Annotated in this window: 20 protein-coding genes; 12 read left to right on the plus strand and 8 right to left on the minus strand. The window is 28.1% G+C overall.

Annotated elements, in window-relative coordinates:
• Positions 1-18: 18 nt before the first annotated feature.
• From E5347_RS10200 to E5347_RS10210, 3 genes are read left to right on the plus strand one after another with little or no spacing between them, the layout of a single operon-like run.
• Positions 19-1,485 (plus strand): glycosyltransferase family 39 protein, encoded by a 1,467-nt coding sequence (locus tag E5347_RS10200; protein WP_136007029.1) that lies wholly within the window; start codon positions 19-21, stop codon positions 1,483-1,485.
• A gap of 54 nt (positions 1,486-1,539) precedes the next feature.
• Positions 1,540-2,544 carry a glycosyltransferase family 2 protein gene (locus E5347_RS10205; protein ID WP_136007030.1) on the plus strand — a complete coding sequence of 335 codons (1,005 nt, stop codon included), beginning with the start codon at positions 1,540-1,542 and terminating at the stop codon, positions 2,542-2,544.
• Positions 2,504-2,899 (plus strand): GtrA family protein, encoded by a 396-nt coding sequence (locus E5347_RS10210; protein ID WP_136007032.1) that lies wholly within the window; start codon positions 2,504-2,506, stop codon positions 2,897-2,899. The genes E5347_RS10205 and E5347_RS10210 overlap by 41 nt, the downstream gene beginning before the upstream one ends.
• 103 nt (positions 2,900-3,002) lie before the next feature.
• Here the strand turns inward: E5347_RS10210 and E5347_RS10215 are convergent, their stop codons facing one another.
• The 3 genes from E5347_RS10215 to E5347_RS17190 form a co-directional block, all read right to left on the minus strand.
• Complete coding sequence (locus E5347_RS10215; protein WP_136007034.1) at positions 3,003-4,355, minus strand: MATE family efflux transporter; 1,353 nt, start codon at positions 4,353-4,355, stop codon at positions 3,003-3,005.
• 180 nt (positions 4,356-4,535) lie between these two features.
• The gene (locus tag E5347_RS10220; RefSeq protein ID WP_136007036.1) at positions 4,536-5,519 is read right to left on the minus strand and encodes a P1 family peptidase; all 984 of its coding nucleotides are present in this window, start codon (positions 5,517-5,519) and stop codon (positions 4,536-4,538) included.
• 93 nt (positions 5,520-5,612) lie between these two features.
• Complete coding sequence (locus E5347_RS17190; protein ID WP_279230098.1) at positions 5,613-5,753, minus strand: DUF6019 family protein; 141 nt, start codon at positions 5,751-5,753, stop codon at positions 5,613-5,615.
• Between the two features lie 184 nt (positions 5,754-5,937).
• Here E5347_RS17190 and E5347_RS10225 point away from each other — a divergent pair, with 184 nt between their 5' ends.
• On the plus strand, positions 5,938-6,624 hold the full coding sequence (locus tag E5347_RS10225; protein ID WP_136007038.1) for a GTP pyrophosphokinase: 687 nt from the start codon (positions 5,938-5,940) through the stop codon (positions 6,622-6,624).
• A 94-nt stretch (positions 6,625-6,718) separates the two neighbouring features.
• Here the strand turns inward: E5347_RS10225 and E5347_RS10230 are convergent, their stop codons facing one another.
• Positions 6,719-7,456 carry an NAD-dependent protein deacylase gene (locus E5347_RS10230; RefSeq protein WP_136007040.1) on the minus strand — a complete coding sequence of 246 codons (738 nt, stop codon included), beginning with the start codon at positions 7,454-7,456 and terminating at the stop codon, positions 6,719-6,721.
• 214 nt (positions 7,457-7,670) lie between these two features.
• Between E5347_RS10230 and E5347_RS10235 the strand changes: the two genes are divergently transcribed.
• The 6 genes from E5347_RS10235 (at position 7,671) to E5347_RS16895 (ending at position 10,389) form a co-directional block, all read left to right on the plus strand.
• Entirely contained in the window at positions 7,671-8,150 is a 480-nt protein-coding gene (locus E5347_RS10235; RefSeq protein WP_136007042.1) for a hypothetical protein, read from the plus strand.
• A 222-nt stretch (positions 8,151-8,372) separates the two neighbouring features.
• Complete coding sequence (locus tag E5347_RS16885; RefSeq protein ID WP_168354945.1) at positions 8,373-8,546, plus strand: hypothetical protein; 174 nt, start codon at positions 8,373-8,375, stop codon at positions 8,544-8,546.
• A 238-nt stretch (positions 8,547-8,784) separates the two neighbouring features.
• On the plus strand, positions 8,785-9,318 hold the full coding sequence (locus E5347_RS10240) for a GNAT family N-acetyltransferase (protein ID WP_136007044.1): 534 nt from the start codon (positions 8,785-8,787) through the stop codon (positions 9,316-9,318).
• 153 nt (positions 9,319-9,471) lie between these two features.
• The gene (locus tag E5347_RS16890) at positions 9,472-9,633 is read left to right on the plus strand and encodes a hypothetical protein (RefSeq protein ID WP_168354946.1); all 162 of its coding nucleotides are present in this window, start codon (positions 9,472-9,474) and stop codon (positions 9,631-9,633) included.
• A gap of 78 nt (positions 9,634-9,711) precedes the next feature.
• Positions 9,712-10,212 carry a DNA topology modulation protein gene (locus E5347_RS10245; RefSeq protein ID WP_136007046.1) on the plus strand — a complete coding sequence of 167 codons (501 nt, stop codon included), beginning with the start codon at positions 9,712-9,714 and terminating at the stop codon, positions 10,210-10,212.
• Positions 10,213-10,215: 3 nt separating this feature from the next.
• Positions 10,216-10,389 carry a hypothetical protein gene (locus tag E5347_RS16895; protein ID WP_168354947.1) on the plus strand — a complete coding sequence of 58 codons (174 nt, stop codon included), beginning with the start codon at positions 10,216-10,218 and terminating at the stop codon, positions 10,387-10,389.
• Between the two features lie 381 nt (positions 10,390-10,770).
• On the opposite strand, the gene E5347_RS10250 is transcribed toward E5347_RS16895, so the two are convergent.
• From E5347_RS10250 to E5347_RS10265, 4 genes are read right to left on the minus strand one after another with little or no spacing between them, the layout of a single operon-like run.
• Complete coding sequence (locus tag E5347_RS10250) at positions 10,771-11,202, minus strand: gamma-glutamylcyclotransferase family protein (protein ID WP_136007048.1); 432 nt, start codon at positions 11,200-11,202, stop codon at positions 10,771-10,773.
• Positions 11,202-11,843, minus strand: a complete 642-nt coding sequence (pcp, locus tag E5347_RS10255) for a pyroglutamyl-peptidase I (RefSeq protein WP_136007050.1) — start codon at positions 11,841-11,843, stop codon at positions 11,202-11,204. The genes E5347_RS10250 and pcp overlap by 1 nt, the downstream gene beginning before the upstream one ends.
• 21 nt (positions 11,844-11,864) lie before the next feature.
• The gene (locus tag E5347_RS10260; protein ID WP_136007051.1) at positions 11,865-12,794 is read right to left on the minus strand and encodes a DUF979 domain-containing protein; all 930 of its coding nucleotides are present in this window, start codon (positions 12,792-12,794) and stop codon (positions 11,865-11,867) included.
• 12 nt (positions 12,795-12,806) lie between these two features.
• Positions 12,807-13,472 (minus strand): DUF969 domain-containing protein, encoded by a 666-nt coding sequence (locus E5347_RS10265; protein WP_136007054.1) that lies wholly within the window; start codon positions 13,470-13,472, stop codon positions 12,807-12,809.
• 533 nt (positions 13,473-14,005) lie between these two features.
• Here E5347_RS10265 and E5347_RS10270 point away from each other — a divergent pair.
• Positions 14,006-15,700, plus strand: a complete 1,695-nt coding sequence (locus E5347_RS10270; protein ID WP_136007056.1) for a PTS transporter subunit EIIC — start codon at positions 14,006-14,008, stop codon at positions 15,698-15,700.
• Positions 15,701-16,110: 410 nt separating this feature from the next.
• Complete coding sequence (locus E5347_RS10275) at positions 16,111-17,064, plus strand: metallophosphoesterase family protein (protein WP_136007058.1); 954 nt, start codon at positions 16,111-16,113, stop codon at positions 17,062-17,064.
• The last annotated feature ends 4 nt before the right edge of the window (positions 17,065-17,068 follow it).

Genomic DNA, 17,068 nt, shown 5'->3' on the forward strand with positions numbered 1-17,068 from the left:
ATTAATTAAGGAGTAAACATGGAAAAGTTTAAAATAGGTTTTACAAAATTTTATACAAATATATTAACAGCTTTAATGGGAATAGTTTTATTTTCCTGTGGATTAATTACTATTGGTAGTGTATTTTTTTATGAAAGTTTCAATATAGAAGTTATAATACCAATTTTAATCTTAGCAATTACAATTGGTTTAGAGCTATTCATTATTAAAAAGAATATAAGTATAAAATTAAAGATATTATTAATTTTATTCTTAGGATTTATTTTAAGAGGATTATGGCTATTAAACATAAATACTGTGCCAATATCAGACTTTAGAGTTATATATGAAACAGCACAGGATTTATTATCAGGAGATACAGGAGCTTTTTGGGGAAGTGGATATTTAGGTAGGTTTCCACATTTAACAATAATGACCTTATATATGGCCTTTATGATAAAGGTTTTTCCTGCTAATAACTTAATTGCAATGAAGAGTTTTAATTTGTTTTTTGGAGTTTTAACTATTTATTTAATATATCTTTTAGCAAAAGAAATATTTAATTCTAAAAAGCTAGGTCTCTATGGTGCTAGTCTAGCTTCATTTTTTCCACCATTAGTAACTTATGTTGGAATTTTTTGTACGGAGAATATAGCTATACCATTATATTTACTTAGTACATATCTATTTATCTTAGTAGTTAAAAAGAAGAAAAGTAAATATTACCTAGTTTTATCTGGAATTATTTTATCTGTTGGAAATTTATTTAGAATGGTTGCAACCATTATGATAATAGCCTTTGCAATGTATTTAATAATTTATACAAAAGATAAATTATTTGAAAAGGTCAGAAAAGTTGGGCTTTACTTAATACCATACTTATTAGTTTTATTCACTGTAAGTACTACGTTGCAGGGGCTAGGAGTAACAGAATTTCCGCTTTGGAATGGTAGTGAGCCAAAAGTTACAAGTATATTAAAAGGAACTAACATTGAGAGACTTGGAAGATGGAATGAGGAAGATGCCAGCATTGTAAATAAATATAACTATGATTATGACAAGATAAATGAAGCAAGTAAGGAAATTATAATAGAAAGACTAACTACTACTAATCCTATAAAACTAGCTGGATTTTATATAATTAAATTTGCAATGCAATGGAGTATAGGAGATTTTGAAGGAGCATATTTATCTAAATTAGATATTCCAGAAGAGGCTGTTAGAATAAATGTTTCTCTTTGGTTAATTGAGTTGATTTATGCCTGTATTATGATACTAGTATTCCTGGGACTAATTAAGAGAAGAAAGAATACTGAGGATTCTGAAATTAATTTAATATATTTAATGTTGTGTGGATATGGAGTTATGTATTTAGTAACAGAGGCTCAGGGAAGATATTCACTTATAATAGCATGGGCATTTATCATTTTTGCTATAGAAGGAATTAGAGTTTTATTAAATAAATATAACATAAGTGAGGAATTTGAAAATACTACAATTTATTAAATATGTTTAACTATAAATAATGGACTAGCTATATAAAAATAAGGAGATATGGTTATGAGAGAAGTATTGTATTTGGTTATCCCTTGTTACAATGAGGAAGAGGTTTTAAGGGAGACAAGTAAGAGGCTTTTAGAAAAAGTAAATAAAATGATTAAGGACGGAAAAGTATCAAGTAAAAGTAAGATACTATTTGTTAATGATGGATCTAAGGATAAAACCTGGAGCATAATAGAAGAGTTGTATAGGCGTAATAATATATTTTCAGGAGTAAATTTATCAAAAAATAGGGGACATCAAAATGCCCTGCTTGCAGGATTAATGGTTGCTAAAGAATATGCAGATATGGTTATTTCATTAGATGCTGATTTACAAGATGATATAGATGTTATTGAAAAGTTTGTTGAAGAATATTATCTAGGTAATGATATAGTATATGGAGTTCGAAACTCAAGAAAAACAGATACATTTTTTAAGAGGACAACAGCTTTAGGCTTCTATAAGGTTATGAATAAGTTAGGCGTAAATGTTGTTTACAATCATGCAGATTATAGGCTTATGAGTAGGAGAGCCTTAGAGGGATTAAGTGAATTTAAAGAAGTAAATTTATTTTTAAGAGGTATAGTTCCCCTAATTGGATATAAGTACTCTGTTGTTGAATATGAAAGACATGAGCGTTTTGCAGGAGAGTCCAAGTATCCACTAAAGAAAATGCTTGCATTTGCAATAGATGGTATAACTTCCTTTAGTATTAAGCCAATAAGAATAATTTCGGTTTTAGGATTTTCTATATTTTTAATAAGCTTGATTGCATTAATATACTCAGTAATGATGAAATTTCTAGGAAAAACTCAAATAGGTTGGACATCAATAGTAATTTCTATTTGGATGATAGGTGGAATTCAATTACTTTCTTTAGGTGTAATAGGAGAATATATAGGTAAGATATACAATGAAACTAAGGCTAGACCTAGGTATATAATTAAAGATAAATTATTAAATAATAAAGGTGAAAAGAGAAATGAACTTTATGTCCAAAATAAAGAGATTATTTTTAAATAAGGAATTTATATTTTTCATTATAATAGGTGGAATAAACACAATTAATGGGGTTATTTTTTCTTATATATACTCAAGTTTACTTAATGAAAATTTAGCTTTTATTCTGGGATATATTTCTGGGCTTATAATCTCATACCTTTTAAATAGTTGTATAACTTTTAAAGAAAAACTATCATTTGTAAAGTTTATTAAGTTTGGGGTTTCCTATATACCTAACTTTATAATTCAAAATATAGTTGTAGTAATAGCATTCAATATTTTAGCCTTACATAAGTTAATAGCATACAGCTTAGCAGCAATAATAGGAATTCCAGTAACTTTTATCTTATTGAAGGTTTTTGCATTTAAAAAGTAATTAGTAAGTTCGATTTAAAAAAGAGTTATTACAAAATGATTATTTCTAATAGTTTTGTAATAACTCTTATTATTAATTTCTTATAAGATTTTCAATCTAAGGTTTAGTTACTAGGCCTTTTAGCACTATAGAATTGTTTATTATTTATTTTTAAATAATAAACAATAGCAAATATTAAATTATTTATACATAAGCCGATATATACACCTATTAAGTTAAACTTTATAGATAATAGTAGAATCCATGATATAGATATAGTACTTATAAAACCTGTAAATTTTAATACAAATCTTTCATTATTTAAACCTTGTAAATAACTTTTATATATTTGATGAAAAATATTAAATACTTGCATTAGAATTACTAATATAAATATCTTAGTTACTTTTAATATCAAAGTCGCATCCTTAGTTATTAATCCTAATACCTTATTAGGAAAAATAGAAATAAATATACCTATAATTAAAACCATGAAGCATGATAATACTATAGCTGTATTTATTATGTCTTTTGGATTATCTTCGTTATCTTTTGAATTATCTTCCTTATTAGAAAAGGACTTTTGAATAGATAATGTAATTGCAGATGTTGAAAATGCGTAAATAGGTAAAGCCATTATGCTACCAAGACTTTCTGCTAAATTATATGATGCAATTTCATATAATCCAAGTCTTGAGATAATTCCAGTCAAAATAATAGGGAATATTGATCCTTCTATAACATCTTGGCCTAATAATGGAATATATAACTTAATAAGTTTATGAGTAAATTTTTTACTAATTACTCCTTTTAATTTTATATCTCCATTTCTATAAAATTTAATTATATAAACTGCAATTCCAGCTATCAATCCTAATATACTTCCTACTGCAGCACCCTTTGCTCCTAGTTCAGGAAATCCAAACTTTCCATATACAAATAAATAGTCAAATACTACATTTAAGCATGTAGAAATTATTGTACTATATAAAGAAATTTTAGTATCTTTTAGATTTCTAAAATAAACAGAAAAATTGAATAAAACCATATTCATTACTATAGTAGTTGATGCAATATAAAAGTATTCCAAGCAAAGGTTTAAGATATTACCATCTAGTCTAAATACTTTAGAAAATAATAATTTACCACCTAATAGTGAAAGTAATATTAAGGATAGTCCAATTATTAAAGATATACACATAACTGTATAGAATGAATTGTTAAAGGATTCCTTATCACCTGTTCCTAAATATTGTGCAGCAATAATATTATATGCAGCTGAAATTACTCCTAAAGATCCAGTAATTCCATATATTACAGTAGCAGATACACCAACTGCAGCAAAGTCATCTATTGAATAATTTCCTACTATAGCCTTATCTAATACTTCAAATAAAGTCATAACTAAATAGTTCATTAAAATAGGGAAGGACATCTTAACTAAGATATCAATATATTTATTTTTAATTCTTTTCATTTTATTCTCACTTCCTCAAATAATAGTTATTTGATTAAAAGAGAATAGTATTTTAGTAGCCTATTCTCTCAATAGGCTTAAAACAAGCAGATTATTCATCTAATATTCCTCCATTTATTTAAGTGTAATTTACAAATTACTAAGTGAATATATAATTATTATTTTTATAAAAAAGATCTATTACTTAAGTTCTTTTAAGGTATCCATTAAAGAATATCTAGTATTTCCGTCTCTACCAACAACAGTTTCATTATTCCATAAAGAGCTCATAATGGCATCTTCACAAGCTTCAATTGAAGCTCTAAATACTAAATCCATTTTATTTTCATGAATTTCTTTAACATTAATTATATCTGTAGTCTCATAATGAGGAATTATATTTGCAGTTGAAAATCCAATTACTATATCTCCACTTCCATTACCTAAATAAGAACCAAGTCTTGCTAAAGAAGCACTCATCCTCTTGCAAATTCTTTTTAATTGACGTGATGATAGGGGGATATCAGTAGCTAGTATCATCATAATACTTCCTTTTTCTAAAGTTTCATCATCAAGGTCAGAAAAGCTAATCTTATCAAAAATAAAATCTTTCTTTAAACCAAAATTACTTAATATAAGAAGTCCTACAGTGTACTCTTGCCCATCTAATTCAACAATACGAGAAGCAGATCCAATTCCACCTTTCATTTGGAAGCAAGACATTCCTCTACCAGCCCCAACACTTCCAAGCTCAAAGTCTATAGTTGCATTTTCAATAGCTTCATAAACATCTTCTTCCTTAATAGCACAAGCTCTAATATCATTTATATAACCATCATTACATTCTCCAACAACAGTATTAATTGTACCTGTTTCTCTACCGATATCAGGATTGTCCTTAAGCATATGTTTTACAATAGCTTGTTGTACAGTACCAACGCTCAATGTATTAGTAAGGCCTATAATACTTTCTAATGTTCCAAGTTCATCAATTTGAACAAGTCCACTAGTTTTACCAAAACCATTAATAACATAGGATGATGCTACATACTTATTTTGAAATATATTATCTTCGCTTGGAATAATAACAGTTACTCCTGTATGAACATCTCCATTATCAATTGTTTTATGACCTACCTTTATTCCTTTAACATCAGTTATTTTATTTAGTTTTCCTGTTTTCATTTGTGCCCCCATAGAAAAATATTTTATATAATTATAATTCCATATTTGTAAGTTAAATAACAAATATGGAAAAATACATTTATTATAAAATTATTATATCATATCTTGATTATTATAATGGTTATTACTTTTAATAGAGGAGTTTAATATTGATTCATTAATTCCATTTTTAACAGCCCATTTTATAATATAGTATAAAGTTATAAGTATAATCAATCCAGTTCCACCACTAATACCTAGTTATTGCCACATTATTCTTCCTCCTTTATCTATTATAGGTTTATACAAATTAAGGTAACTACATATAGATATTTATTAGAATATCTTTAAGAAATTATTACAATATGGTTAAGATTAATGTTTTTATATTTAGATAGTGTTAATATAAAACTATCAACATAAGGTAAGGGATGGTTATATGCTGAATAAAATTAGTGGAAATATTTTAAGAAAGAAATTAATAAATGATGATCTTTTTGATATTATAAATGAAAATATAAGACCGATGAATGAATTAATGGCATATTATCGTTGTGCAATTATGGAGGTTGAAACAAAGTTTAAAGTATTAAATGAAGAATTTTCATTACAGTATGATAGAAATCCAATAGAAGGTATAAAAACTAGATTAAAGTCCAAAGAAGGTATTGTTAGGAAGCTTAATAGAAAGGACTTGCCTTTTTCATTGAAGTCAATAGAAGAAAATATAAAGGATGTTGCAGGGGTAAGGGTAATTTGTTCTTTTCCAGAAGATATTTATATGTTGGCAGATTGCTTATTAAGTCAAGATGATATTAAATTAATTGAAAAGAAAGATTATATTAAAAATCCTAAGAAAAGTGGATATAGAAGTTTGCATTTAATTATTGAAGTACCTATTTTCTTAAAAAATGAAAAGAAAAGAATGAAGGTAGAAGTGCAGCTAAGAACAATAGCCATGGATTTTTGGGCAAGCCTAGAACATAAATTAAGATATAAGAAAAATATTAATCCAGAAGAAGCAGAAATAATAGGAAAAGAGTTGCTTGAGTGCTCTGAAATCAGTGCATCATTGGACAAGCGTATGGAGGAAATACGAAATAGAATAGATAAAAGGTTGGAATAAATAAAAAGATTAGAGTAAGGAAAAGTTAGAAATAAAGAAATAACTATGTAATATAAAATGCTGTCACAGTAAATACGCTAGTGACAGCATTTTTTTATAAGTTTTCTACAGCTTCTCCTAAGACTTTTCCTATAGAATCATTAATTACTAAATTAGCTTTATTATCAGCAGAAGTTGAAGTCTTATTTATAAGAATAATATTCTTTCCTCTAAAATAATCAATAAGTCCTGCAGCAGGATAAACTACTAAAGAAGTACCTCCAATTATTAAAGTATCAGCTTTAGAAATTGCTTGAACTGAACCCATAATAGTAGCATCATCTAAACCTTCTTCATAAAGAACCACATCAGGTTTCACTCTTCCACCACATTTACTGCAAGTAGGTATATCTTCAGATTCTAAAATAAACTTTTCATCATAGAAGGCATTGCAGTTAACACAATAATTTCTTAAAACTGATCCATGAAGTTCAAAGACATTTTTAGAACCAGCAGCCTGATGAAGCCCATCTATGTTTTGAGTTATAACAGCTTTAAGTTTTCCCATTTTTTCAAGCTTAGCTAAAGCAATATGAGCTTTGTTTGGTTTAGCATCAGGATATATTAGTTTAGCTTTATAAAAGTTAAAAAATTCTTTAGGATACCTAATATAAAAGCTATGAGAAACTAATTGCTCAGGAGTGAATGTTATATTAAGTTTCTCGTTAAATAACCCATTAGAGCTTCTAAAATCAGGAATCCCACTTTCAGTGCTAACCCCTGCACCACCAAAGAAAACTATGTTGTTACTTTCTTTAAGTATTTGAGTTAATTGTTCTATTTTATTTTCCATATAATCATCTCCATAATACATTTATATTTTGATTATATCATATAGAAATAAATATAATTTAGAATCTATATAAGAAGAGTAATGTAATCTAGTGAACTTAATATTATTGAAGATATTAGAAGCGTGTTAATTTATTTGTATAATATTGTAAATTAAATTTTTCTTTGTTAGAATAGTATATGGATTATTGAGAAATTTAATAAGAGGTGAAAATATGTTAATGGAAGAAGCTACTCCTGAAAAGATTAATGAGTGGAAGGGGATTTGGAAGGAATATAAAAATATATTAGTTTCAAATAGAAGGACTGGTGAAGAGCTTATTAAATATATAAAGGAAAGATATATTTTAAGAGAGCTAAATGATAAAAAGGCAAAAGAAATTGTAAAAAGTAATATTCTAAAGAATAGAGTATATGCAAATAAATTATCAGAGGGACAGTCACCTAAGATACTTACTTTCATTGTTGAAAATAGAGATGAAGGCTGTTGTTTATATGAAAAGCAAGATGATATATATAACGGCACAGAAATCTTTATTGGAGTAGATATTGAGTCAGGTTTTTTCCATGTAGAGGGAAGTAGCCTACTTAGGGATGAACTTATGGCCTTTAAAGGACTAGATGAGGAAGAGATACAGAATTATTTTTCTGTAGCTATGTACATTTTAAGTTTGAAAAGGTTTCAAATTATATAAGACAAAGTCTGTAGTTGAATATAGCTTTATAAATATAGGTTAATAGACATATTTTTTAATAGAGTATTATAGATGTAAGTAGTTAGTATAGATAGAGACTAATACCTACATCTATTTTTATGTTTTTTATAAAATAAATGTAGATAAAACTGTATCAAAACATGTTATAATTAGCATATAAAGGATGGTATAAGAACTTTATAAAAATAAGGGGGAAATTACATGAAGAATAGTGGAAAGGTTTTATTAGGTCTAGCTTTAGTTATAGGTGGAGTAGCTGCAGCAGCAGTTATATCAAAGAAGGTTAATGAGGGTGAATTTGACTGTCTTTGTAAGTGCTGCAGAGGTGATGAAGAAGAAGTTGTAAGAGAAGAAGAAACAATAACCGAGGAATAGATATCAAAATATTAAATAGTAACTATATAATATAAAAGTAAAGTAATGTTTAATGAAATATATTAGGTATATGGAGTTTTACTTAAGGATAAATTCAAAAAATACATTAATATAAGATGAATATAGGGATATATAAAGGGCTGAATAATAGTCTTTTATATATCTTTATTTATTTGTAAAAAATGGTTGTAATATAAAAATAGTAATCTGTATAATTATTTTAAGGGGGAAGGTATAAATGGAAGTGAGAATTGAGACAAAGGATTTAATTTTAAGAAAAGTAGAAATTAAGGATAAGGAGGTACTTCATAAGATAAGAAATGAAGATCATATATTAAAATGGATGCCTGATTGGAAAAGTACTGAAGAAAGAACAGAAGAGTGGATAGTTGCATTAACTAATTTTTATGATAAACAGAAACCAGGAGATTTATGGTGCCAGTTAGTAATAGAGAGAAAAGTAGATGGTGCTGTAATGGGGATTATTGCTTTACAGAGTAAAGAAGAGGTAAACAATGAGACTGAAATAGCTTATTTTATTTCTGAAAAATATACTGGGAAAGGGTATATGAAGCAAGCAGCTGAAGCTATATTAGATTGGGGAATTAATTATATTAATCTTCCTTTTGTTATGGCTATTGTTGAAGTAGATAATTATCCTTCGCAGAAGGTTGTAGAAGGAATAGGATTTAAAAAGATAGATTCTAGAATGATACTTAATAGTGGCGAAATTAGTGAAAAACCTTTTTATTATTATAGATATTATAAATAATATAATAGTTAATTTAATAAATGTAGATTTATTTAGAATATGTAGAGTTATTTAATTGTTATTAGTAAGTAGAAACTATGAATATTAATATGGATAATAATGTATATTCATATGATATAATTGTTTTATAGTATTATAAGGGATGTGAAATTTATGAATGAAAAGGAAAAGAAGTTATTAGTATTATCATGCTTTTTAGGTGGAGTTGTAGCTGGGTTTTTACTTGCACCTATAAGAAAGGGTATATACTGTGGCAATAATAATGGAAGTAGTATTTCAAATGCTGGAAATAATATCTCAAACTCTTATAAATAATTGCTTATGTAAATATGACACTGAAATCAATGACTAAGGTATCTAGATAGTATTTATAAATACAAAGGAGACTTAAGTATGGAAAGAGTTATAATTATAGGATGTGGGGGAAGTGGTAAATCCACATTATCAAGGATTTTATCTGAAAAAACTGATTTGCCAGTGGTACACCTAGACAAGTTATTTTGGAAAGAAGGCTGGATAAACATACCTAGGGAAGAATTTAATATCTTACTTATGAAAGAATTAGAGAAGGATAATTGGATTATAGATGGTAATTATGATAGAACCCTAGAAGCGAGAATTAAAAGGTGTGACACTATAATATATTTAGATTATCCAAGAAGAACTTCTTTATTTGGAGTAATAAAAAGAGTTTTATCTAGCTATGGAAAAGTTCGTCCAGATATGGCAGATGGATGTCCAGAAAGAATTGATTTAGATTTTATTAAATGGATATGGAATTTCAATAAAGAACATAGAGATAAATTTTATAAGATTATTGAAGAACAAAAAGATAAAGAGATATACATATTTACAAAGAGAAAAGAATGCAATAAATTTATAAAAACATTATAAGGGGTGGGAAATATATTAGGATTTGGTGTAATAGGATCAATAATTTTCTTTACTATATTATTCTATATAATAAGAACAGCAGTAGAAGATGGAGTACTATATGCTCTGAAAAAGTATGATAGAGAAAAAGAAAGACAGAGACTTATAGAAGATGACGAGGATGAAGAAGAATTTTAGAATTAATCTTGTAGATGAAATTATGTTAAAGGATGAGATTCATACGAGCTGAATTTCAATGATTGTTTTTGTATGTAGCACATTGTAATAAAATCTGAAATTTAATTATTAATGTGATAGATTCTTTTTTAGGTATTTTAAATATAGAGTTAGTAGGAAATATAAATATAATATGTGAAATAAGCATATAGCGAAAAATTAGAAGTTCTTGGTGAAGTAAAAGCTGCTAGGCCTTAGAGTTGTTGGTTTGTCTGAGCGTAGTCGAGTTCTACCAAAACTCTTGGCCTAGTAGTTTTTACGAGCCTAGAACTTCTTTTTGCAGCTATTCAGCTTATGGAGCATATTCTATTTATATTTGCCGTTATATTCACATTTTTAATGCTACTTTGAATTTAGCATGTAATCCTTCCAGTCACCATTTTCTATGTAAATGGCTTCTTCTTTGAATTTTGGATCTATATCCTTATTATAAAAATAAGAATAACAATCTTCATAGCTTTCATCATCAGTTAATTTAACTTTTACAAGTTTTCTTGAGTATTCATTATTTGGGTTTCCTTCGCCTAAGAAACCTTCCATTTCATCCATGGCTTTTAATGTTGAATCGTAATTTTCAAGTTCAACTACTTCACCAACTACAGTATTATTTCCAGGAAATACTGCTGGATAACCTTTATAAGGCATATGGTATAAATCAAAGCCAGTTATTTCAGCAGGTCTTATAGACTTAATCTTTCCCTTTAAATAAATATCATAGTTAAAGAAGCCTTCTCTTAAACTGCCATAGACAAAGATATTTGCTTTTTTAGTCATTAGCAGATAGTTCCACCTACAGTTTTTATATCTGATGAATTTTCTATGATTGCTTTTATGCTAAGTTCTAAGCCTTTTGCTATATCATCTATAGACATAGATGGAGTGTTAGGCTTTGTAGTTACTTGAGATGGAATATAAGGAACGTGTATAAATCCACCTCTTATATTTGGATACTTCTTATCTACTAAGTATAGAATTCCATACATAACATGGTTACATACAAATGTACCAGCACTATTTGAAACTGAAGCTGGAATACCATTATCAGTCATTTCTTTAACCATAGCCTTTATAGGTAGATTAGAGAAGTATGCAGCTTCACCATCTTCATATATTGATATATCGATAGGTTGATTACCTTCATTATCTTTAATTCTTGCATCATCCATATTAATAGCAACTCTTTCAGGTGTTACTCCGAATCTTCCACCAGCTTGGCCTACAGATATTACTACGTCTGGATTATGTTTTTCTATATTTTCTTCAATTTTTTCTAGAGATTTTCTAAATACAGTTGGTATTTCTATTTTTATAACTTCTTGTCCTAAAATAGTATCAGGTAATTTCTTTACAGCCTCTAAAGCTGGATTTATATTTTCTCCACCAAATGGATCAAATCCTGTAATTAATATTTTCATTCTATAATCCTCCTTTATGTACTAAAATGCTAAGAAGTACATTAATGGTATATGAATTGCAAGTAAAACTATTGCAAATATTGCTTGTGCCTTTATAACTGCATTCTTATCCTTAGTTTCTAATAAAGCTACTGGTAATACATTAAAGTTCGCTGCCATTGGAGTTAATAAAGTTCCGCAGAATCCAGCTGTCATAGCTAGAGCAGAAGCCATTATTGGATCAGCACCTTGAGCAAAAACAAAAGGAACACCAATACCAACAGTAATAACTGAAAATGCAGCAAAAGCATTACCCATAATAGCAGTAAATAAAGCCATTCCAACGCAGTAAGCAGTTATTCCTACTAATATATTACCTTCTGGAATAACGCTTGAAATCATACTAGATATAATATCACCAACTCCAGCTGCTGTGAATAATGCACCAAGAGCAGCAAGTAATTGAGGTAATATTGCAGTAGCTCCAACAGATTGGAACATTCTATTACTATCTTCTAAGAACTCAGTAGGTTTAGCTTTTGTAATGATAAATGTAACTATTAAAGCCATTATTGCAGCGATACCTACAGCAGCAACACCTGAGATTGGTGTGAATTGAGCAATAAGTAATGCAACTAAAGCAATTATTAATGAAGGAATAAAGATTTTTATCCCAATTTTATTTGCTTTTAAGCTTGCAAAAGTACTATCTAACTGTTTTATAGTGCCAATATTAATTTGATTAAAGGCAGCTAAAACACCTATGACTACAATAAGTAAACCAGAGATAACTGGAGGAATAAATTCTCCTAATATAAAGATAACACCAAGTATTCCCCAGAATAATGCAGTACCGTATTTAGTTTTATGATTTTTATCTTTTAAAGTAAACATCATAGTAAGTATAAAGAATAAACCAACCATAATGTAGAATATTTCTAATAGTATATTTGAAAATGCCTTAATATCCATATGTCTTCCTACCTATTTTTTATATTTTTTAGCAAGTTTTTTATCTAATAAATAATTTTGAATAACTCCTAGAATAAAAGCTATTAAAGCTACTGGAATTGAAGCTTTAGCAATTTGTAATGTATCAATATTACCATATCCAAGAGTTTCTAGAGTACCTGCAATAAGTAACACACCTGAGTTTGCTAAGAAAACATTTTGACCAAAGAAGTTACCATAGTTATCAGCAGCTGCTGAATTAGCTTTAATTAAATCTTCATCTTCTTCTTTAAGTTCACCGCATTTTGCAATGGCTGCACCTTGAGCCATTGGATTTATTAATGGTCTTACAAACTGAGGGTGACCACCTAGTTTAACTCCCATAGCAGCAGCTACTTGTCTAATAAATAAATATCCGGAAATAAGTTTACCCGTTGATAATCCTTTTACTTTTTCTATTAACATAATTGCTTTTTCTTTTAATCCATATCTTTCACATAAACCTATTACTGGTAATGTTAAAAGGAATAAGCTCATTTCTCTTTTTTGTACAAAAGTTTCACCTAAAGTTGTAAGTATTTCAGAAATGCTCATATCCGCAATTAATCCAGTTGCAATACCAGAAACAATTACTACTGCAATTGTATTAAATTTAAGTGCAAATCCTACTATAATTATTAGTATTCCTATCAATGCCATTATTATCGAATCCTTTCGAATTTTGTTGTTTTTTGAATATTAATTTTATTATATATGCATTTTTATAAAAAATCTATAGTAAAATTTGATAATTTATACAAAAAACTGTTTTAAAAATACAAATCAAATAATTGTTTTATAAGATTTTTAAGTGTAAATATTAGCAACAGTGATAAATTAAGTGCTATAAATAAAAGTTTATTTAATTAAATTTATTTCAGGTTGAATTATTAAAACTTAGGAAGATTTTTCTAAAAAAAATTTTTTCTAAAAAACATTTACATTTAATTTTTACTATGATATGATAAATGCATAATTTAAAAAGTAGTGTGTTACTGGTAAAGCAGGCAAGGACTAAAAATATTATAGATATAGCTATATCTATAAGTTTTGGGTCCTTTTTTTGTTTTTTAAGAAGGTTTTTATAATAACTTTAAGAAAATGTGTAAATAATAAGTTTGAAGAGTGGCAAACTACTGTAGTAATTTTATTTTTATTTATTATACAAATTTATATTAAAGGAGGAATTATAAATGTTACAACAATTACAAAGAATCGGTAAAGCAATAATGCTTCCGATAGCAGCGTTACCAATCGCAGGTATATTACTTGGAGTTGGTGGAGCTTTACTAGGAATTTCAGGATTATCTAATCCACCAGCGGTTTATCAACCACTAATTGCTTTTGTTAATGTTCCAGTTGTTACTGCTATATTAACAATAATGAAAAATGTAGGTGATATTATATTTGGAAACCTACCTTTACTATTTGCAGTAGGTGTTGCAGTTGGACTTGCTAAAAAAGATAAGGGAACTGCAGGATTAGCGTCAATATTTGGTTTCATAGTTATGAACCAAGTTATATCTTCAATGTTAGCATTAGGATTAACTCAATTAGGTGTTCTTACTCCAGATTCAGTTGGAGAATATGGAACTTATGTTACTACTAACTTAGGTATATTTACATTAAATATGTCAGTTTTCGGTGGAATTATTACAGGTATAGTTACAGCAATATTACACAATAAATATCATACAATACAATTACCACAAGTTATTGGATTCTTCTCAGGATCAAGATTTGTTCCAATAGTAACTTCTTTAGCAATGGCAGTAGTTGGTGCTTTATTAGCATTTGCTTGGCCAGTAGTTCAAAATGGTATCGGAGTACTTTCAGAATTAGTTAGAAATGCAGGTGCAATAGGAACATTCTTCTATGGAGTTATTGAAAGAGCCTTAATTCCGTTTGGATTACACCACGTATTCTACACACCATTCTGGTATGGATCATTTGTTGAAGGACAAATATTAGTAGATGGTGCATGGCAAACAGTTGCAGGTGCTAATACAGCTTACTTCGCTCAATTATCAAGCATGAGTAGCTTAGTAGGAGCTTCATCAGCAGATATGGCAAATATAGTTTCAGGAACAACAAGATTTATGGCTGGTAAATTCCCATTCATGATGTTTGGTCTTCCAGCAGCAGCTTTAGCTATGTATCACACAGCAGCTCCAGCTAAGAAAAAAGTTGTTGGTTCATTATTAGCATCAGCAGCAGTAACAGCATTACTTACAGGTATAACTGAGCCATTAGAATTTACATTCTTATTCGTTGCACCAGTATTATATGGAGTTCACTGTGTATTAGCAGGTTTATCATTTATGTTAATGGATATACTAAATGTATTTATAGGTATGACATTCTCAGGTGGTTTAATAGACTTTACATTATTCGGTTTATTACCAGCAGGAGCAGGAGTTCCAACTAACTGGTTAAGATTAATCCTTGTAGGTATAGTTTATGCAGTAGTTTACTACTTCTTATTCTTATTCTTAATTAAGAAGTTTAACTTAAAAACTCCTGGTAGAGATGAAAGTGAAGAAGAAGTTAAGCTTTACTCAAAATCAGATTACCAAGCAAAAGCAGGTATTCCACAAGCTGATATAAATGAAAAATCAGCAAAAAAAGCTGGAAAAGGAAATGAAATTCAAGAAACTGCACCAGCTGTATTAGCTGCTTTAGGTGGAGAAGAAAATATAGTTAGTGTCGATGCTTGTATCACAAGACTAAGAGTTGAAGTAAAAGATAAAGCAAATGTAAACAAAGATGAATTAAAAGCATTAGGGGCAGCAGGAGTAGTTGAAGTAGGTAATGGAATTCAAGCCATCTTTGGTGCAAAAGCAGATGCTTACAAAAATGAAATTAAAAATATTTTAGATATTGACTAATATAGTGATTTATATAAATGTCGCTAACTCTTATAATGTGAGTTAGCGACTTTTTCTATAATAAAATTTTATGAAAAAGAATAATTAATAGATAAATGAAGTATAATAAACTTACATTATTTTCAATAAGAATATGTATAGTGAGTTTATATATAAGTTATAATTAAGTTTTTACATTTTATGAAGTTTTATTTAGTGTTGAAAATAATTAATATATTAAGTTATCTAAACAACTTATATTTAAATTAAAAGATTGATTCTTTCAATTTAGATAATTTACTAAAGAATTATTTTTAGTTTATGATTATATAAAACTATAGAAGTAGATTATTAATTGAAAACTATATTATTTTTACTAAAGATATTTAAATAAAGGGTTTAATTGAGGACATTTTAATGGAGGTTATATAGTGAAAAGATTAAAGAAAATTAGTATAGTTGGAATACTTTTTTTAGCGATAGTATCAATTATGTGGGCAAGTAAGCCAAGGCCTATTTCTAAAAATACTAAAACAGTAACAGCTGAGTCAAAATCAGACCTTTCCTTTGCAGTCCTTGGAGATGTTCATGAAAATATTGAACACTTTCAAGAATCTATTAATGATTTGTATACAATAAATCCCAATATGGATGCTTTAATATTAAATGGTGATGTTGTAGATCAAGGATTAGATGAACAATATAAGTCTGTAGAGAAAGCTTTAGAGAAAAATAAAGATTTATTACCTAAAACAATTATTAAGAATATTGGAAACCATGAGTTTTTTGATTATAAGATAGAAACTAACTCTAAGGAGCAAGTTCAAGGGTTTATAAATAAGTATTTAGATTTCGCTGGAGAGGATAAGGTTTATCATGATAAGTGGATCAATAATTATCATTTTATATCCTTAGGATCTGAAGATGGAAATTCTGAAACTATGAACTCAGTAACAGCCTTTATAACTAATGAGCAAATAGAATGGTTTAAAGAGAAGTTATCAGAAAAATACGAGAAGGGTAAGCCTATATTTGTATTTTTACATCAACATTTAGATTTTGGAGATAGTTCATGGACTGGGGTACAGCAAAGTGAAGAAATAAAAGAAATATTATCAAATTATCCAGAAGTAGTTCTATTTTCATCTCATACTCATAGGGATTTAACTAAAGATAGCGTTATTTTAAATAAGCCATTTACTGTAGTTCATACAGGAGCAGTTCATTATACTATTCTTCCTGAATCAGGTACTGAGAATGGATTTATAAGAAATAGAAATTACATTAAAGGTGTCTATATTGAGGTTAATGGGAATAATGTTACCATTAAGGGAAGAGATATAAAAGAAAAGCAATGGATATTTAGTACTGAAGTTACAAAGTAAAATA

This window comes from Clostridium sartagoforme (genome assembly GCF_004794105.1).
Lineage (GTDB): Bacteria > Bacillota > Clostridia > Clostridiales > Clostridiaceae > Clostridium > Clostridium sartagoforme_B.